At 63.2% G+C, this 16014-nt stretch carries 15 protein-coding genes; 5 read left to right on the top strand and 10 right to left on the bottom strand.

Annotation, left to right across the window (positions count from 1 at the left end; genetic code table 11):
• Positions 1-27: 27 nt before the first annotated feature.
• From IFT99_RS01665 to cydP, 7 genes are all read right to left on the bottom strand, one after another.
• Positions 28-2085 carry a 2Fe-2S iron-sulfur cluster-binding protein gene (locus IFT99_RS01665; protein ID WP_192130201.1) on the bottom strand — a complete coding sequence of 686 codons (2058 nt, stop codon included), beginning with the start codon at positions 2083-2085 and terminating at the stop codon, positions 28-30.
• A gap of 28 nt (positions 2086-2113) precedes the next feature.
• Positions 2114-2737, bottom strand: coding sequence for a glutathione S-transferase family protein (locus IFT99_RS01660; protein WP_192130200.1), 624 nt, complete (start codon positions 2735-2737; stop codon positions 2114-2116).
• A gap of 304 nt (positions 2738-3041) precedes the next feature.
• The gene (locus tag IFT99_RS01655; RefSeq protein ID WP_342214591.1) at positions 3042-3344 is read right to left on the bottom strand and encodes a cyd operon YbgE family protein; all 303 of its coding nucleotides are present in this window, start codon (positions 3342-3344) and stop codon (positions 3042-3044) included.
• A complete protein-coding gene (gene cydX, locus IFT99_RS01650; protein WP_065988546.1) occupies positions 3334-3450 on the bottom strand; it encodes a cytochrome bd-I oxidase subunit CydX in 117 nt (38 codons plus the stop codon). The genes IFT99_RS01655 and cydX overlap by 11 nt, the downstream gene beginning before the upstream one ends.
• Before the next feature lie 25 nt (positions 3451-3475).
• Positions 3476-4618, bottom strand: a complete 1143-nt coding sequence (gene cydB, locus IFT99_RS01645) for a cytochrome d ubiquinol oxidase subunit II (RefSeq protein WP_192130199.1) — start codon at positions 4616-4618, stop codon at positions 3476-3478.
• Positions 4619-4628: 10 nt separating this feature from the next.
• Positions 4629-6221, bottom strand: coding sequence for a cytochrome ubiquinol oxidase subunit I (locus IFT99_RS01640; protein WP_065988548.1), 1593 nt, complete (start codon positions 6219-6221; stop codon positions 4629-4631).
• Positions 6218-6415 carry a cytochrome oxidase putative small subunit CydP gene (gene cydP, locus IFT99_RS01635; protein WP_065988549.1) on the bottom strand — a complete coding sequence of 66 codons (198 nt, stop codon included), beginning with the start codon at positions 6413-6415 and terminating at the stop codon, positions 6218-6220. The genes IFT99_RS01640 and cydP overlap by 4 nt, the downstream gene beginning before the upstream one ends.
• Positions 6416-7242: 827 nt before the next feature.
• Between cydP and IFT99_RS01630 the strand changes: the two genes are divergently transcribed.
• The 5 genes from IFT99_RS01630 to IFT99_RS01610 all read left to right on the top strand — a co-directional run bounded on the left by IFT99_RS01630 (position 7243) and on the right by IFT99_RS01610 (position 12867).
• Positions 7243-8040, top strand: coding sequence for a substrate-binding periplasmic protein (locus IFT99_RS01630; RefSeq protein ID WP_244656857.1), 798 nt, complete (start codon positions 7243-7245; stop codon positions 8038-8040).
• 2 nt (positions 8041-8042) lie between these two features.
• The gene (locus IFT99_RS01625) at positions 8043-9401 is read left to right on the top strand and encodes a GGDEF domain-containing protein (protein WP_192130198.1); all 1359 of its coding nucleotides are present in this window, start codon (positions 8043-8045) and stop codon (positions 9399-9401) included.
• Positions 9402-9416: 15 nt separating this feature from the next.
• Positions 9417-10157: a substrate-binding periplasmic protein gene (locus IFT99_RS01620; RefSeq protein WP_192130197.1), complete on the top strand. Its 741-nt coding sequence runs from the start codon at positions 9417-9419 to the stop codon at positions 10155-10157.
• A gap of 241 nt (positions 10158-10398) precedes the next feature.
• Complete coding sequence (locus tag IFT99_RS01615) at positions 10399-12027, top strand: phosphoethanolamine transferase (RefSeq protein ID WP_192130504.1); 1629 nt, start codon at positions 10399-10401, stop codon at positions 12025-12027.
• Between the two features lie 6 nt (positions 12028-12033).
• Entirely contained in the window at positions 12034-12867 is an 834-nt protein-coding gene (locus IFT99_RS01610; protein WP_192130196.1) for an AraC family transcriptional regulator, read from the top strand.
• Between the two features lie 28 nt (positions 12868-12895).
• Here IFT99_RS01610 and IFT99_RS01605 read toward each other — a convergent pair whose 3' ends face one another.
• From IFT99_RS01605 to IFT99_RS01595, 3 genes are all read right to left on the bottom strand, one after another.
• On the bottom strand, positions 12896-13483 hold the full coding sequence (locus tag IFT99_RS01605; protein WP_192130195.1) for a LysE family translocator: 588 nt from the start codon (positions 13481-13483) through the stop codon (positions 12896-12898).
• Positions 13484-13581: 98 nt separating this feature from the next.
• Positions 13582-14784 carry an MFS transporter gene (locus IFT99_RS01600; protein ID WP_192130194.1) on the bottom strand — a complete coding sequence of 401 codons (1203 nt, stop codon included), beginning with the start codon at positions 14782-14784 and terminating at the stop codon, positions 13582-13584.
• A 736-nt stretch (positions 14785-15520) separates the two neighbouring features.
• Complete coding sequence (locus IFT99_RS01595) at positions 15521-15820, bottom strand: ArsR/SmtB family transcription factor (RefSeq protein ID WP_065988555.1); 300 nt, start codon at positions 15818-15820, stop codon at positions 15521-15523.
• Positions 15821-16014 lie beyond the last annotated feature (194 nt).

Genomic DNA, 16014 nt, shown 5'->3' with positions numbered 1-16014 from the left:
CCGTCTCTCCCGCACACGCATGGGTGGTTACAGATCGAGCACCAACGGCCCTGAAGCCGGGACTGCGCAGCAGATCAGCACGTGGTCCGCCGCCGGCCTTTCAGCGGGCGGAACCGGGTAATGCACCTGGCCACTGACGAGCCGGGTCTTGCAGGTGCCACAGGATCCAACGCGGCAGCTGAATTCCGGGTTCAGACCGCGGCTCTCGGCCAGTTCCAGCAAGCTGCCACCGCCGGGCCGCCAGCGTGCTTCCTTGGCAGAACGTTCGAACACCACCGGCACCGCTTCTGTCGCAGCGGGCGGTTGCTCAAAGGCGATCGCCTGGGAATCGCCGCTGCGCTTGAGGCTGGACGGGCCGAAGGTCTCGGCATGAATGCGCTCATCGCGAATGTGCATGCCGCGCAGGCCGTCGTAGATCTCTTGGGTAAATGCCGCCGGCCCGCACACATAGAAATCAAAATCGTCGAACGGCAGCAGTGCCTTGAGCAGACCGAGGTCGATGCGGCCGGTCAGGTGAAAATCTTCACCCACACGCGCCGACGTTTCCGGCTGGCTCAGCACGCGGATCACGGTCAACTGATCGCCGGCCTTCGCAATGAGTGTGTCCACTTCTTCGCGAAACGCCAGGTCGACCAGACGACGGGCACTCTGGATGAACCAGGTCGCCCGCCCTACCCGCACCCGTTTGCCTTCGTAGATGACTTCTCGCAGCATCGACAGCATGGGCGTGACGCCAATGCCCGCACCCAGCAGCACCAGCGGCCGGCGCTCTTGCGGGTCCACCACGAAACGGCCCTGGGGTGCCCGCGCCTCAAGCAGATCGCCGACCTTCACCTGATCATGCAGATACGCCGAGGCGAGCCCGTCGCGCTTGACGCTGATGCGGAAACATCCGTCGGACGGCGCGCTGGACAGGCTGTAGGTGCGAATTACCGGCGGCGTATGGCCTTCAAGCGCCAGGCGCAGCGGCAGGTGCTGACCGGCCTTGAACGCGGGCAAACCGGCGCCGTCGGCAGGCTCGAAATAGAACGAACGAATGCCGTCACTTTCGTCCTCGATCTGCGTCACCCGCAGGGGCCGCCATTGATCGCGCAGGGCATCGGCCTGCAAACGGGCGGCGGTTTGCTGCCAGTCGCCGGTCATCAGGCTGTTCGGCGACCACCCCTGAAAGGCCCAGCGTGAGCGCAACGCCGCCGGCCGACGCACCACCTGCTCCACCCGCACTTGCCAGAGCCGTTCGGCGCCCTGGAACGCCGCGATTTCCGGCCCTTCGAGCACCAGCGTGACAGTGCCTGCCACTTGCAAGAGCTCGCCGGTCTGGAAATCAACGAACAGCAGACCGGCCTTGGGATTGAGCTGGAAGTTGCCCAGCGTGTTGAAAAACAGGTTGCCGGCGAAGTCCGGAATGGTCAGCACATCGCCGTCCACCCGCACGAACCCGGTCTGGCCGCCGCGGTGGGACACGTCCACCGATCGATGGGGCTGCGCGCCTTCAAGGTCGACATAGCTGGCGACGAAGAACGTGTCAGCACCACGAATGGTGGCGATGGCGGCGTCATCCAGCGCGGTCAATCGCTGCACAGGGGGACGCTCCGCCACAGCTTTGAGCGGCACCTGCTTCAATGCCCGCAGCTGAATGTACTGCGGACAATTGCCATACGAGTGCTCGACGCTCACGGAAAAACCGTTTTCCCACACGTCGCGGATGTGCCCGTTGAGGCGGTTGCGACGGCGGGAGTGCAGGTCGATACCGAGCATGCCCACCGCCGCCCCCGGCGCGAATCCGTCGCCGGCCGGGTCTTCGGCGTCGGGACGTCGGGCGATGTCCAGACGCCTGGCATCGGGTGATTGGATGAAACCCGACTGGGCGTCCAGCAGGCTCGCCCACGGCCAGCCTTCAGGGTCCACGGCGCCAATGATCAGGTACGGCAAGTGCTCGTAGAACTCACGGTGCTGATCGGGCATGTAGTCACGAATGACGCGCTTGCCCAAGGTTTCCATGCGCTCTGCAACGCCGACCTTGGCCTGCAGAGCGCGCTCGCCGGAATGCCATGGCGATGCCGTTTCAGTGCGAATCTCGTTCATGGCGCGAACTCCCTGGCATCACGGAGGGTTACTTGACCAGGCCTACTGCCGTGCGCGGCATGGGCGTGAAGCCCGGCAGCTTCTCGATGCGCGCGAGCCATGCCTGCACGTTGCCGTAGTCGTCCAGCGAGACGTTGCCCTCCGGCGCGTGGGCGATGTAGCTGTAGGCGGCGACATCGGCGATGGTGGCGTGATCGGTGGCGAGAAAATCGCGGCCACTCAGGTGCTGATCGATGACCAAGAGCGTCTCGCGGGCCCGCTGGATCGTGTCCTGGGGATCGAAACCGGCACCGAACACGGTGATCAGACGCGCCCGCGCCGGGCCCAGATAAATCGCGCCGGAGGCGGCAGACAACCAGCGCTGCACCTGCGCCGCGCCCTCGGGATCATTCGGCAGCCAGCGGCCCGAGGGGTCGTACTTCTTCGCCAGGTACACCAGGATCGCCGTGGAATCGGCGACGATGACCCCGTTGTCGTCAATCACCGGCACTTGGCCGAAAGCGTTGATAGCGAGGAATTCCGGCTTCCGCTGCTCGCCCTTGGCCAGGTCGACGAACTGAATGTTCGGTGCAAGACCCAGCAGCGACAACATCAACTCGGCGCGATGGGAGTGGCCGGACAGCGGGAAGTGATAGAGGGTGATGGCGGTCATGGGTGGGCTCCTGAGCAAGGTTCGACTCAGCGCGGGGCGGCGGTGCCGCCGTGGTTGTGCCGCGCTGGTGAAACCGATAGTGGGCCCGACCGCCGGATTGGGGAATCACCAGAAAAGGCAATCCACTGTTTCACTGGGTGAAATGCTGAGGACGACATCGTGTTGCTGTGCCGGCGCGCGGGGCTGACCACCCTCTATAGGCGCCATTCAGAAATATCCCCGGCCTGCCGAGCGCGGTTGCCCCGTTGATCGCGCACAGCCGGCCGGGGGAAACGGCCGAGGTTACTTCTACCTCACAAAGGGCTCACAGCCACTGCCGTGCCGTCAGCCACATTCCATAACCCACGGCCATCAGCGCCCAGGCCAGCAGCGGGTGAAACATCACCCGCCAGGCCAACGCCCGCGGCTCGAAACCGACGCCGTGGACGATCCCTCCGGCCACGCCCCACATGATCAGCATCAGCAGGCCGTGGGAATAATGGCCGTTGGCGTCAAGCATCGACGCGGGGTGAATCAGCAGCACCAGGCTCAGGGGCACGGCCATCAACACGGACAATGTCCGGCCGACGGCGTGCCTGAAGGGTGCGTTCAGCGCTTCAGCGGTCACGGCCGCTCTCCAGCGCGGCGGCGTCGGATGACTCCAGCCACAGCGCGTTGATGATGCCGAAGCTGCAGGCCAGCAACACGCCGAGAATCCAGGCGAAATACCACATGATTGTCTCTCCTCTAAAACGCGGGTCAGTACAGGCCGTGGGGGTTGCGATCGATGTGCGCGGTGGTGACCTTGCCCCACATTTTGGCGTAGCACCACAGCGTGTAGCAGAGGATCAACGGCACGAAGATGGACGCCGCGATCAGCATGATCATCAGGGTTTTATGGCTGGACACGGCGTCCCACACGGTCAGGCTCGACGCCGGGTCCAGGCTCGACGGCATGACGAACGGGAACAGCGCAAAGCCTGCCGTGCACAGCGCGCCGACGATCGCCAGGCTGCTGCCGAGGAACGCCGTTCTGCCCTGCCCCGCACTGGCGCCGAGCAAGGCCAGCAAGCCACCAAAGATCCCCAGCAGCGGCGCGATCACCGTCAGCGGGTGCTGCTGATAATTCGCCAGCCAGCCGTGGTTGCTGGCCGTCACGGTTTTCGCCAGCGGGTTGAGCGCAGCGCCCGCATCGAACGCCGAGGTGATCGCCAGGCCTTGAATGCCGCCCAGCAACAGCCACGCGCCGGCGCCGATGAACGACAGCAAAAACAACAGCGACAGCCACTGGGCCGCACGGCGGGAGCGTCGGGCAATGGCGCCTTCGGTGCGCATCATCAGCCAGCTGCCGCCGTGCAGGCCGAGCATGCTCAGGCTGACCACCCCGGCCAGCAAACCGAACGGGCTCAGCAGCTGCCAGAAGTTGCCGTGATAACTGGAGCGCAAGGTCTCGTCGAACTGGAACGGCACGCCCAGCAACAGGTTGCCGAACGCCACGCCGAAGACCAGCGACGGCACCACGCCACCGACGAACAGGCCCCAGTCCCAGCTCTGCCGCCAGCGGGTGTTTTCCAGTTTGCTGCGGTAGTCGAAACCCACCGGGCGCACGAACAGCGCAAACAGCACCAGCAGCAGCGCCCAGTACAAGCCGGAGAACGCAGCCGCGTACACCACTGGCCAGGCCGCGAACAGCGCGCCGCCGGCGGTGATCAGCCAGACCTGATTGCCATCCCAGTGCGGGGCGATGGTATTGATGACCACGCGCCGCTCGGTGTCGCTGCGCCCGACGTAGGGCATCAGCATCGCTGCGCCCAAGTCGAAGCCATCGGTGAGGGCGAAGCCGATCAGCAGCACGCCGACCAGCACCCACCAGATCATTTTCAGTGTCTCGTAATCGAACATCGGGAATTCCTCAGGCCAGGGCCGGTTGTCTGGCGTCAGCAGCGTTGCCCTGCGCGCCTTGCTCGAAGTGGTAGCGACCGGTGTGCAGGCTGCTCGGGCCGAGTCGGGCGAACTTGATCATCAGGTACATCTCGATGATCAGCAGGACGGTGTAGAAGCCGACCAGCGCCACAATCGAACCGATCACATCCGCCGCCGACAGGGTCGAGGCCGAGAGGTGCACGGGCAGCACTTCACCGATGGACCAGGGCTGACGACCGTGCTCGGCGACCCACCAGCCGGTCTGGGTGGCAATCCACGGCAGCGGCAGGCTGAACACCGCCCACTTGAGCAGCCAGCGCTTGCGGGTTTCGTTCTTGCGCGCCGAGGCCCAGAAGGCACAGGCGAACAGCAGCAGCATGAGCATCCCGCTGAGCACCATCACGCGGAAGGTCCAGAAGATCGACGCCACCTGCGGGATCGAATCCAGCGCGGCCTGTTTGATCTGCTGCTCGTTGGCGTCGACCACCTTGTCGGTGTATTTCTTCAGCAACAGGCCGTAGCCGAGGTCTTTCTTCACCCCATTGAAGGCGTCGAGGGTCTGCTCACTCTTGTCGCCGCCGCGCAGCTGGCCGAGCAAGTCGTAGGCAGTCATGCCGTTACGGATGCGGCCTTCGTGTTCGCGGACCAGGTCCTTGATGCCGGTGACCTGTTTATCCACCGAGCGGGTGGCGATGATGCCCATCACGTAGGGAATCTTGACGGCGTAATCAGTGCGCTGCTCGGCCTGGTTGGGCAGGCCGAACAAGGTGAACGCCGCCGGAGCCGGTTCGGTGTCCCATTCGGCTTCGATGGCGGCCAGCTTGGTCTTCTGTACGTCGCCGATTTCGTAGCCGGATTCGTCACCCAGCACGATCACCGACAGGATCGAAGCCAGGCCGAATGCCGAGGCGATGGCGAACGAACGCCGGGCGAAGGCGATGTCGCGGCCCTTGAGCAAATACCAGCTGGAAATCGCCAGGACGAAGATCGCGCCGGTGACGTAGCCGGAGGCCACGGTGTGGACGAATTTGACCTGGGCGACGGGGTTGAACAGCAGGTCGCTGAAGCTGGTGAGTTCCATGCGCATGGTGGTGAAGTTGAACTCGGCGCCGACCGGGTTCTGCATCCAGCCGTTGGCGATGAGGATCCACAGCGCCGACAGGTTGGAGCCGATCGCCACCAGCCAGGTGACGCTCAGGTGCTGGACGCGGGTCAGGCGGTCCCAGCCGAAGAAGAACAGGCCGATGAAGGTCGATTCGAGGAAGAACGCCATCATGCCTTCGATGGCCAGTGGCGCGCCGAAGATGTCGCCGACGTAGTGGCTGTAGTAGGCCCAGTTGGTGCCGAACTGGAATTCCATGGTCAGGCCGGTGGTGACGCCGAGGGCGAAGTTGATGCCGAACAGTTTGCCCCAGAACTGGGTCATGTCTTTGTAGATTGGCTTGCCGGTCATGACGTAGACCGATTCCATGATGGCGAGCAGGAAGGTCATGCCGAGGGTCAGCGGGACGAACAGGAAGTGGTACAGCGCGGTCATCGCGAACTGCAGCCGGGAGAGGTCGACGACTGATTCCGATATCATTTTGGGTTTTTCTCAGAGGGTGCGGGTGGGGTGCTCAGCAGGTGCAGGCCGGCTTGCACGCCGTCGTCCTTGACTTCGACCGGGGCGTCGAACCAGACGCTGCGGATGCCCATGAGCAGGACGAGTTTGATCAGGAGGATCAGACTGATGTCTTTGGCCAGGGGGTGTTTGAGGAAGTCGAAGGGGCCGGGCATGTTGAGGACTCGTCGGGGTGCGGGGTATTTTTCCTACAGGGCCTTGGTGCACCTTTGATCCAGGTCAAGGAAGCGCGTTTACTCCGGTGTGGCAGAACGCCACAGTCATTTAAAAGCATCTGCCTGGGGGCAGATTGTTTCGCCTTCGGCGAGTTACTTGGAAAAGCACCCCAAGTAACCAAGGGTGCTTGCTCCTGGTTGGGCCCTTCGTTCCTCAGGGTTCCCTCACTCCGACGACGCTCCGTGGGCCCGCGCCGAACGGACATCCATGTCCTGACGGCGCTCTCGCCGCATCCATGCGGCTCGGCCCACTCCGCGTCGTCTGCGTTCGGCCTGCACCCAAGTCGCGTTTGGCGGTGACTGGACCTTTTGTGTACGAAGATCAAAAGCAGATCAAAGGCAGATCAAAGCTTCCCGGCTGAAGCCGGTCCTACGCACGCGACGCCCTGGTAGGACCGGCTTCAGCCGGGAAGAGGCCGTTCAGGGCAATGGGGATAGGGGGTTGGCGCGGGACTGCCAAGGGGACTGATTTATTTACAGCGCTTCACGGACTGCCAAGGGGACTGATTTATTTACAGCGCTTCACCGTAAATTAATCTGTCCCCGACTCCCCGTGGCCAAAACCGGCCTGGGCCGACCACCGCCGGTAGGGCGAAGCAACTAAACCGACCGCCACCGCCTGCCCTGTTAGGATGAACGGCAGGATGCCGTCTCAAGTGGCGGATTATTCAGCCGATATTCCGGTGTGCAAGGCAGTCGGTGACGGTTGCGCCGGTGTGTTCACGGCCCGGAATCTGTCGCTTTTGCACCCCATGAGGTAGTTATCGATGACACTCCATTCGCTCATTCACACACTGGGCAGCGCACTCTGTGTGGCGCTGTTGCTGTGCGTGGGGTCTGGCGCGTCGGGGGCTGAATCGATTAACTCGAATGCGCCTCGGGTCGAGATGCATGTCGTGACCGAAGAGCTTGCGCCCTACAACATGACCCGCGACGGGGTGCTCACCGGTATGAGCACCGAGGTGGTTCAGGCGGTGTTGAAGGAGGTCAATGTGCAGGCCCCCATTCAGTCCATGCCCTGGGCGCGGGCTTACGATCTGGCGCTGCACAACCCCAATGTGCTGATCTACTCCATCACCCGCACCGCCGAGCGCGAGCGGTTGTTCAAGTGGGTCGGGACCATTGCCGCGTCGCGCTGGTTTCTGTATTCGTCCGCCCGCCATCCCGTCACGCTGCTGAGCCTGGACGACGCCCGGGGCTGGCAGACCGCAACCGTCAATGAAGACGTTGGCGAGCAGTACCTGATGGCGCGCAGATTCGAGATCGGTCATCAGCTGCAATCGAGCAACCGCTACGAATTCAATTACCAGAAACTGCAGACCGGCCACGTCGACCTGTGGATTTCCGACGAGCTCAACGCTTACTACCTGGCCCGGCAGGTCGGCGATGACCCCGCGCGGACCCTGGTGCAATCCCTGCGCATTAAAGAGCTGGAGGAAGCCGGCGGGTTCAACATGGCGTTCAGCACCGGAACGCCCGACGCCACGGTGCAGCTGTTTCAGAAAGGCCTCGACACCCTTCGCGCCAATGGCACCTACGACGCCATCGCGCGCAAGTGGCAGTGAGCATGCAGAGCGAAACGCCTTCCGATCCACCCGGCGCACCACATCCGCCCCCGCGCAGCGGACAGCGCACCGGTTCGCTGGCGCGGCGTCTGGTGCTGGCGACGCTGGCGTTTTGCGTGCTGTTCACGGCGGCGACGGTGCTGGTGCGCACCTGGTTCGCCTGGAACACCAACCTGGCGAACATGAACGCCGAGCTGACCCTGATCGATCAGGTGTTCCAGGGCACGCTGTCCAAGGCCGTATGGGAGATGGATGATCAGGCGCTGCAGACCCAGATCGACAGCGTGGCCACGGCGGCGCCGGTGGGCCGGGTCCAGCTGAAGATCCTGCGGCCCGGCCGCGCCCCGGAAATTCTGGAGCGCCAGCACCCCGGCCACACCGGCTCGATCCGCGCCCCGACGCTGCATCGGCAGTTGACCATCGCGCCCTACCCCGGCGCCCGCGAAGTGGTCGGCGAGCTGACCATCGAAGGCGACGAAAGCCTGCTGTGGAAACGCCTGTGGAAAGAAGTCGCGGTCATCATGGTCACCCAGATCATCCAGTCCCTGGCGCTCGCCGGGCTGATCATGGGCATGTTCAACCGCTCGGTGACCCTGCACGTGCGGCGCATTGCCCGGCACCTCGAACACCTGACGCCGCTCAACCTGAAGACGCATCTGACCCTGGACCGTCGCGGCAAGGGGGGTGACGAACTCGACCTCCTCGAAGCGGGCGTCAATGACCTGCAAGACAAACTGGCCGCGCACCTGGAGCGTCAGGCCCATGACGAAATCGCCCTGGCCGCCAGCCGCGACCAACTCGCCGAACTGGTCGAGCAGCGCACCGCACAGCTCAAGGCCGCGAACACGCGACTGGAAGCCCTGACCCGCTTCGACCCGCTCACGGGCCTTGCCAACCGCCGCCATTTCGACGAGCTCAAGGAGCTGGAATTCAATCGCGCCTTGCGTCATCGCCACCCGCTGTCGGTGCTGATGTGCGACATCGATTTCTTCAAGCGTTACAACGACACCTACGGCCATGCCAGGGGCGATCAATGCCTGCGCGATGTGGCGCTGGCCATGAGCGCGCTGTTCTCGCGTTCCGGCGAACTGGTGGCGCGGCTCGGCGGTGAAGAATTCGCCGTGCTGCTGCCGGGCCAGGATGATCAACAGGCGCTGGCGTCGGCCGATCGCCTGCGCGCCCTGCTGCACCGGCAACAACTGGTGCACAGCGCTTCACCGGTCTCGCCTTTCGTGACCCTGAGCATCGGCGTGGCCGAGCTCGATCCGGCGAACATGGAGCACTTCGATCAACTGCTGCAGAGTGCCGACCGGGCGCTGTACCGGGCGAAAAGCCAGGGCCGGGACCGCTGTGTGATCTGAACCGAGAGGGATGCCATGGGAAATAATCATTGTCAGCGCAGCGTTCTGGCCGCTTTCCTGATGCTGTTCGTGGGTCTGAACGCCAGCGCCACGACGCTGCAAGTGGTCACCGAAGACTCCTCGTACAGCGCACTTGAGGGCGACAAGGTGGTCGGGGTCGCCAGTGAAGTGGTCGAGATGACCCTCGCCAAGGCGGGCATCAGCGACTACCACATGGCGCTCTATCCCTGGGCGCGGGCCTATGACATCGCCCGGCTCGAAGCGAACGTGCTGATCTACCCGATGATTCGCAACAGCGCACGTGAGGCGCTGTTCAAGTGGGTCGGCGAGCTGGAACACGTCACACCGTCGTTTTACAAACTCCGCGAGCGCCGGGATTTGGTCGTCAACGCCCTGGAGGACGCCAGCCACTACACCGTCGGGGTCGTGCGTGACGATTCGCGGCAGCAGTACCTGGAGGGCAAGGGTTTCAACAGGATGGTGGTCTCGCCCAATAATCTGGACAACCTGCGCAAACTGATCAGCGGCCAGGTCGAGCTGATTCCCATGCCCGAGCGCGAAGCGCGGGAGCAGTGTGCCGATCTGCAGATCGCGTTCGAGGACCTTGAAAGCGTCTACACACTCGACGAACTGTCCAAAGGTCTGTACGTGGCCCTCAGCGCCAGCACGCCGGACGAAACGGTCCAGCGAATCGCCGCTGCATTTGCCCGGCTCAAGCAGGAAGGCACGGTCGACAAGGTGATCGCGGGGCAGTAGTTGCAGGCCACCGCGAGCGCATTACCGCCTGGGCAACCTGTATTCAGGCCCCGAAAGCCGCTGCCTCGGACATTTCACAAAGCCTTCACAATCGTTTTGGAAAACTCCGCGCGATCTGTCCCCGCCTCCCCCTTCCAGCAGCCATCGACTCGCGCTGCGGACGTCTCGGCACCCCGGATGGAGCGGCCTGGTGAACCCGCACACCCGGCACTGCGCGGCCCCTTATACGGAACTGAATTCGATGGTCAAACCGGTCACGTCCACCCGTCTGGTGATGCTGTTTTCCCTGTGTCTGGTGGTGTTTTACAACCTGGCGACTTGGCGCGCACTGGTTGATCTGGCGCAGCTGCAAGGCGTCAAAGCCATCGCGTTCTATGCCTCGTTTGCCTTCCTGTTGTGGGCCGCGATCACCCTGCTGCTGACGCCCTTCTCCTTCCGCCCGACGCTCAAACCGGTGCTCAGCCTGGTCGCGCTGTGCTCGGCCGCCGCCGCCTATTTCATGAACACCTACGGCATCAGCATCGACACGACGATGATGCAGAACGTGCTCGAAACCAATCCTGGCGAGGCCGAGGCCCTGTTGAGCGGCACGCTGCTTTTCTACCTGGGCCTGCTGGGCGTGCTGCCGATTGCACTGATCTGGTGGCTGCCGGTGACCTATCGCCCCGTGCTGCCCGGGCTGGTCAACAAGGTGCTGGTGTGCGTTGGCTGTGTGCTGGTGATCGCTGCCGCCGTCGGGCCCTTCTACTCGACCTACGCGCCGATCTTTCGCGATGAAGACAAGCTCACCCACTTCATCAATCCGACCAACTACCTCTACGCCATCGGCAAGCTGACCAAGCAGACCGTGGCCATCAAAGAGACCCTGAACATCCAGACCGTCGGCGCCGACGCCGCCCTCAGCCCGCAAGCGCAACAGCGGCCGAAAAAAAGCCTGATGATCTTCGTCGTCGGCGAAACGGCCCGGGCCGACCACTTCTCCCTCAACGGTTACGGGCGGGAAACCAACCCGGAACTGAAGCAGCAGGACATTCTCAATTTCACCCACGTGGCCTCGTGCGGCACCTCCACTGCCGTGTCAGTGCCGTGCCTGTTTTCGAAGTTTCCGCGCACCGATTACAGCGACAAGAAGGGCAAGACCTACGAGGGTCTGCTGGACATGCTTCAGCGCGCCGGCCTGAAGGTGCTGTGGCTGGACAACAACAGCGATTGCAAGGGCACCTGCCTGCGGGTGCCCCACAGTGACATTCCGAAAAACCAGCCGAGCCCGTTCTGCGACGGCCAGAACTGCCTCGACGAATCGCTGCTGGTGGGTTTGCAGGACTACATCGACTCGCTTCAGGGCAACGCCATCATCGTCCTCCACTCCGATGGCAGCCACGGTCCGGAATACTACGACCGCTACCCCAAAAGCCTTGAGCGCTTCACCCCCGTTTGCCACACCAATCAGCTGGGCAGTTGCACGTCCGACGAGCTGAAAAACGTCTACGACAACACCATTCTTTACACCGACCATTTCCTGTCGCAGACCATCGAGTTGCTCAAGCGCAATCAGGACAAGGTCGATGCGTCGATGATCTATGTCTCGGACCACGGTGAGTCACTCGGTGAAAACGGCATCTACCTGCACGCCGCGCCCTACGCCATCGCTCCGACGGCCCAGACCCACGTGCCGATGGTGATGTGGTTCGGCCACTCGACCCTGGAAGACGCCAGCGTCGATCGCAGCTGCCTGGCCGCCAAGCAAGACCAGCCGGACTTGAGCCATGACTACCTGTTTCATTCGGTGCTAGGCTTGCTCGGCGTCACCACCACCGAATACCAGCCGGCGCTGGACCTCTTTCACAGCTGCAAACGCGACAAGGGATGAGTTGAAATGACCTGCCAGAACCCGTTGAAACGTCTTGATCAACCGGTGTTCTGGCGGGACGCTCAGTTGCCTTTCATCGAGGCGCGGTCCATTGATGACGGCCGCAAGGTCTGCTATTCCCGTCACGCCCACGACGTGTTTTCCATCGGCGCAATCACCGCCGGGCAAAGCACCTATCTGCACGAGAAAACCACCCAGACCATCACCACCGGCACCGTTGTGGTGATGAACCCCGGCGAGGTCCATGCCTGCAACCCTATCGACGATCAGCCGTGGTCCTACCTGATGCTGTACGTCAACGCCCAGTGGCTGGGGGCGCTTCAGCGCGATTGCGGGGTCAGCAACGGCGGCGTGTTTCGAGGATATCCGGCCACCCATTGTCGTGACCCGCTGTTGTTCAACGGGCTGCTGGAGCTGCACCGGCGGCTGGTGGATGCGCAGCTGGACACGCTGGCAAAACAGGAGGCCGCTGTGAGGTTTTTCACCCTGGTCGAACAGCGCCTGGGCGGCTCGACATTGACGCCCAAACGGGCCAATCCCAAGGTCGAACGTGCGGCGCGTTACATTGATGCGCATTATCTGCAGCCGATCCGGCTGGAGGACCTGTGCGCGGTGGCGAATCTGTCCGAGGCCTACCTGATTCGTGCGTTCGAGCAGCATTACCACATGACCCCGCACGCCTGGCTGGTCAACCGGCGCATCCAGCACGGCCAGGCGCAATTGCGCAGCGGCGAGCCCATCGCCGACATCGCGCAGCAGAGCGGTTTTGCTGATCAGGCGCACTTTCAGCGGGCGTTCAAAAAGCATCTGGCGGCAACGCCGGGTCAGTACAAGCCCTGATCAGCGGTTGCTGCTCGCAAGGGAGGGCTCAGACGTAAAACAGCGACACCGCGCAGCCTGCCAACAGCGCCGCCATGCTGCGGTTGAACACGCGAATGCGCCCAGGGCTGCGCAAGTAAGGGCCGAGAAAAGCGCCAGCGTAGGCCCAGCAGCCCACTGACAGGTAGCACACGACGAAGTAAATCAGCGCAAACAGACCGATCAGTCGCGCTTCGCCATCGGCCACGAATGCGCCCATTCCCGCCACCGCCGCCAGCCACGCTTTCGGGTTCAGCCACTGCATCGCCGCGCCATGGAAAAACGACGGCTCGCGGGTCGGTCTGGTGACGTCGAGGCGGCCGTCGTCCATCGCCAGCTTCCACGCCAGATAGAGCAGAAACGCCACCCCGGCCCAGCGAATGATGTCGGTCAGCATCGGGTAGCGCTGCAGCACTTCATGCAGGCCGAACCCGGTGAACATCAGCAGCACGACGAACCCCACCGTCGCGCCGAGCACGTGGCGCAAGCTGGGGATCAAGCCGAACTGCGCGCCCGAACTGAGCGCCACGACATTCACAGGGCCCGGCGATATCGACGCCGCCAGCGCGAACGCCGCCATGGACATCATCAGGTTCATTGCACGTCTCCCACCTTATTGACTGTGGGTTGAGTGTACGAAGGGTGCACGAGCGGGCGATTGAACAAAACTGACCAATCGCCGACAGCCTGCCGGGGTCAGTCGTGGGCCTGGGACAACGGCCGCGCCACTTCTTCGAGGGATTTACCCTCGGAGGCCACGCCCCAGATCGCCTGCACCACGGCGGCCAGCACCATCAGCGCGGCGCCAATCAGGTAGCCGAAAAACACCGGGCCCCGCTCATGGGTGTCGATCAGCTGGCCGAACAGCGTCGGGCCGACAATGCCGCCCAGCGCCGTGCCGAACGCATAGAACACGGCGATGGCCAGCGCGCGGATCTCCAGCGGAAAGGTTTCGGCGACGGTGAGATACGCCGAACTGGCCGCTGCCGAGGCGAAGAAGAAAATGATCATCCAGGCGATGGCCTGCTGCGTGACATCCAGAACGCCCTGCTGGAACAGATAGCCGCTAATGGTCAGCAGGACCCCGGACACGGCGTAGGTCAGGCTGATCATCACCCGCCGACCGACCACATCGAACAGCCGGCCCAGCAGCAAGGGCCCGCAGAAATTGCCCAACGCCAGCGGCAGCACGTACCAGCCGATCGAGGCGGACGGCACTTGGTAGAACTCGGTGAGCACCAGCGCGTAGGTGAAGAAAATCGCGTTGTAAAAGAACGCCTGGGCGGTCAGCAACGTCAGGCCCACCAAGGCGCGACGGCGGTAGGTGTTGAACAGCGTATGGAAAATCTCTTTCAGCGGCGTGTGGTCCCTCGCGTGCAGACGCAAGGGCGGGCCCGTTGGCGCTGACAGGTCATGGCCCTGGCGACGCAGGCGTTCTTCGATGCCTTCCACGATCACCCTCGCCTCCTCGCCCTGACCATGGATCAGCAACCAGCGCGGGCTTTCCGGCAGCCACAGGCGCATCAGCAGAATGATCAGGCCGAGCACCGCGCCGATGCCGAAACACAGGCGCCAGCCCATGTCCGCGCCGACCCACGGGGCGTCCAGCAGCACGATGGAGCCGACCGCGCCCAGGGCCGCGCCGCAGATGTAGGCGCCGCCGGCCAGACCGATGTCGGCGTTGGTCAGGTGCAGGACGGGGCTGTCTTTCAACGCCCCGGACACCGAGCCCGCCAGCGTCACTTCGAGCCCGTCGAGCAGCCAGGTGATGCCCAGCGCGAAGACCAGCAACGTGTGAAAGCGCCCCCACGGCAGACGATCGAGCCGGGCCGGGAGATCCGTTTCGAACACCTCCCCTTTGCTGTCTGCCGCTCCTGCCTGCACGCCGCTGATCGCCATGACTCGTCCCCGTGGATCGGAAGTGATCTGTGGGTTCAGAGTTCGCGGGGGACGTGGGAGTTCAGCGGGGTGTCGCCCGATATCTTCGGCACGCCACCGAACCTGTGGGACCGAGCTTGCTCAGGAAGGGGCCGGAGCAGTCAGCTACTTTCTTCGGTGGGTGAGAGCAAGCCTTCGCGAGCAAGCTCGCTCCCACAGGATCGCGGCCGGCTCGGTGGCAGAGAGTGACAGAGCGAGTGGCAAAGCAGGGCAAAGGGGACCAGGGGCAAAGGGGACTGATTTATTTACAGCGCTTCATCGTAAATGAATCTGTCCCCGGCTGGATTCAACATTGAGGCTGCCGGTACTGGCGCCTTCCCGGCTGAAGCCGGTCCTACAGTCAACGCCAATCCTGCTGGATGCATGCGATGCCATCGTAGGACCGGCTTTAGCCGGGAAGGGGCCAGTGCGGGTGCTGACATTCGATCGGTACCAAGCGGCGCACGCTAGATCTGCATCAACTGCTGGGCGTACGTGGCAAAGGGGACTGATTTATTTACAGCGCTTCATCGTAAATGAATCTGTCCCCGGCTGGACTCAACATTGAGGCCGCCGGTACTGGCGCCTTCCCGGCTGAAGCCGGTCCTACAGTCAATGCCAATCCTGCTGGATGCATGCGATGCCATCGTAGGACCGGCTTTAGCCGGGAAGGGGCCAGTGCGGGCGCTGACATTCGATCGGTACCAAGCGGCACACGCTAGATCTGCATCAACTGCTGGGCGTAGGCGTGGAGGACCTCTCGCTGAATCATGAAGCTGGCGTATTTGCCCTCGCGCAGGGTGGCGATGAGGCCGGCGCGCTCGAGCTCTTTGGTGTGGTGGGAAACGGTAGCGGCGCTGACCGGATTGACCTTCAGCACCTCGGCGCAGGGCAGCGCCTGTTCGCTGTTGCCAATCTGAACCAGTATCCGGAAGCGGCGGCTGTCAGCCAGCGCCCGGGCTATCAATGCGATTTGCGACTCACTCAACGGAAACTGCTGTGCCGTGCTCTCGATCATCGTGACGCCTCAGTAAAAACCTCCTTGTCCAGAGATACTGCGGAATAAACCGACAGGCTAATGACGGTGGGCACTGGCGGTCAATACTATGGAGGCTCACGGCAAAAGATGGTTCAGCGCCGTGAGGATTCGCCTGCGAACAACCCGACGCTGCCCGCAGACCTGCGTAGCGTTTTCTGGCATCCTGCGCGCCC

Origin of the sequence: Pseudomonas sp. CFBP 8772 (assembly GCF_014841665.1) — a bacterium.
Lineage (GTDB): Bacteria > Pseudomonadota > Gammaproteobacteria > Pseudomonadales > Pseudomonadaceae > Aquipseudomonas > Aquipseudomonas graminis_B.
The sequence above is the reverse complement of the archived record's forward strand: the minus strand, read 5'-3'. Positions and strand labels throughout refer to the sequence as shown.

Coding starts and splice junctions, on each gene's coding strand:
- IFT99_RS01665 (WP_192130201.1), bottom strand. CDS start 2,085: ATGAACGAGATTCGCACTGAAACGGCATCGCCATGGCATTCCGGCGAG.
- IFT99_RS01660 (WP_192130200.1), bottom strand. CDS start 2,737: ATGACCGCCATCACCCTCTATCACTTCCCGCTGTCCGGCCACTCCCAT.
- IFT99_RS01605 (WP_192130195.1), bottom strand. CDS start 13,483: ATGAACCTGATGATGTCCATGGCGGCGTTCGCGCTGGCGGCGTCGATA.
- IFT99_RS01625 (WP_192130198.1), top strand. CDS start 8,043: ATGCAGAGCGAAACGCCTTCCGATCCACCCGGCGCACCACATCCGCCC.
- IFT99_RS01630 (WP_244656857.1), top strand. CDS start 7,243: ATGACACTCCATTCGCTCATTCACACACTGGGCAGCGCACTCTGTGTG.
- IFT99_RS01610 (WP_192130196.1), top strand. CDS start 12,034: ATGACCTGCCAGAACCCGTTGAAACGTCTTGATCAACCGGTGTTCTGG.
- cydX (WP_065988546.1), bottom strand. CDS start 3,450: ATGTGGTATTTCGCCTGGATTCTCGGCGTGTTGCTGGCCTGCAGCTTC.
- IFT99_RS01620 (WP_192130197.1), top strand. CDS start 9,417: ATGGGAAATAATCATTGTCAGCGCAGCGTTCTGGCCGCTTTCCTGATG.
- IFT99_RS01640 (WP_065988548.1), bottom strand. CDS start 6,221: ATGATATCGGAATCAGTCGTCGACCTCTCCCGGCTGCAGTTCGCGATG.
- IFT99_RS01595 (WP_065988555.1), bottom strand. CDS start 15,820: ATGATCGAGAGCACGGCACAGCAGTTTCCGTTGAGTGAGTCGCAAATC.
- cydB (WP_192130199.1), bottom strand. CDS start 4,618: ATGTTCGATTACGAGACACTGAAAATGATCTGGTGGGTGCTGGTCGGC.
- cydP (WP_065988549.1), bottom strand. CDS start 6,415: ATGCCCGGCCCCTTCGACTTCCTCAAACACCCCCTGGCCAAAGACATC.
- IFT99_RS01600 (WP_192130194.1), bottom strand. CDS start 14,784: ATGGCGATCAGCGGCGTGCAGGCAGGAGCGGCAGACAGCAAAGGGGAG.
- IFT99_RS01615 (WP_192130504.1), top strand. CDS start 10,399: ATGGTCAAACCGGTCACGTCCACCCGTCTGGTGATGCTGTTTTCCCTG.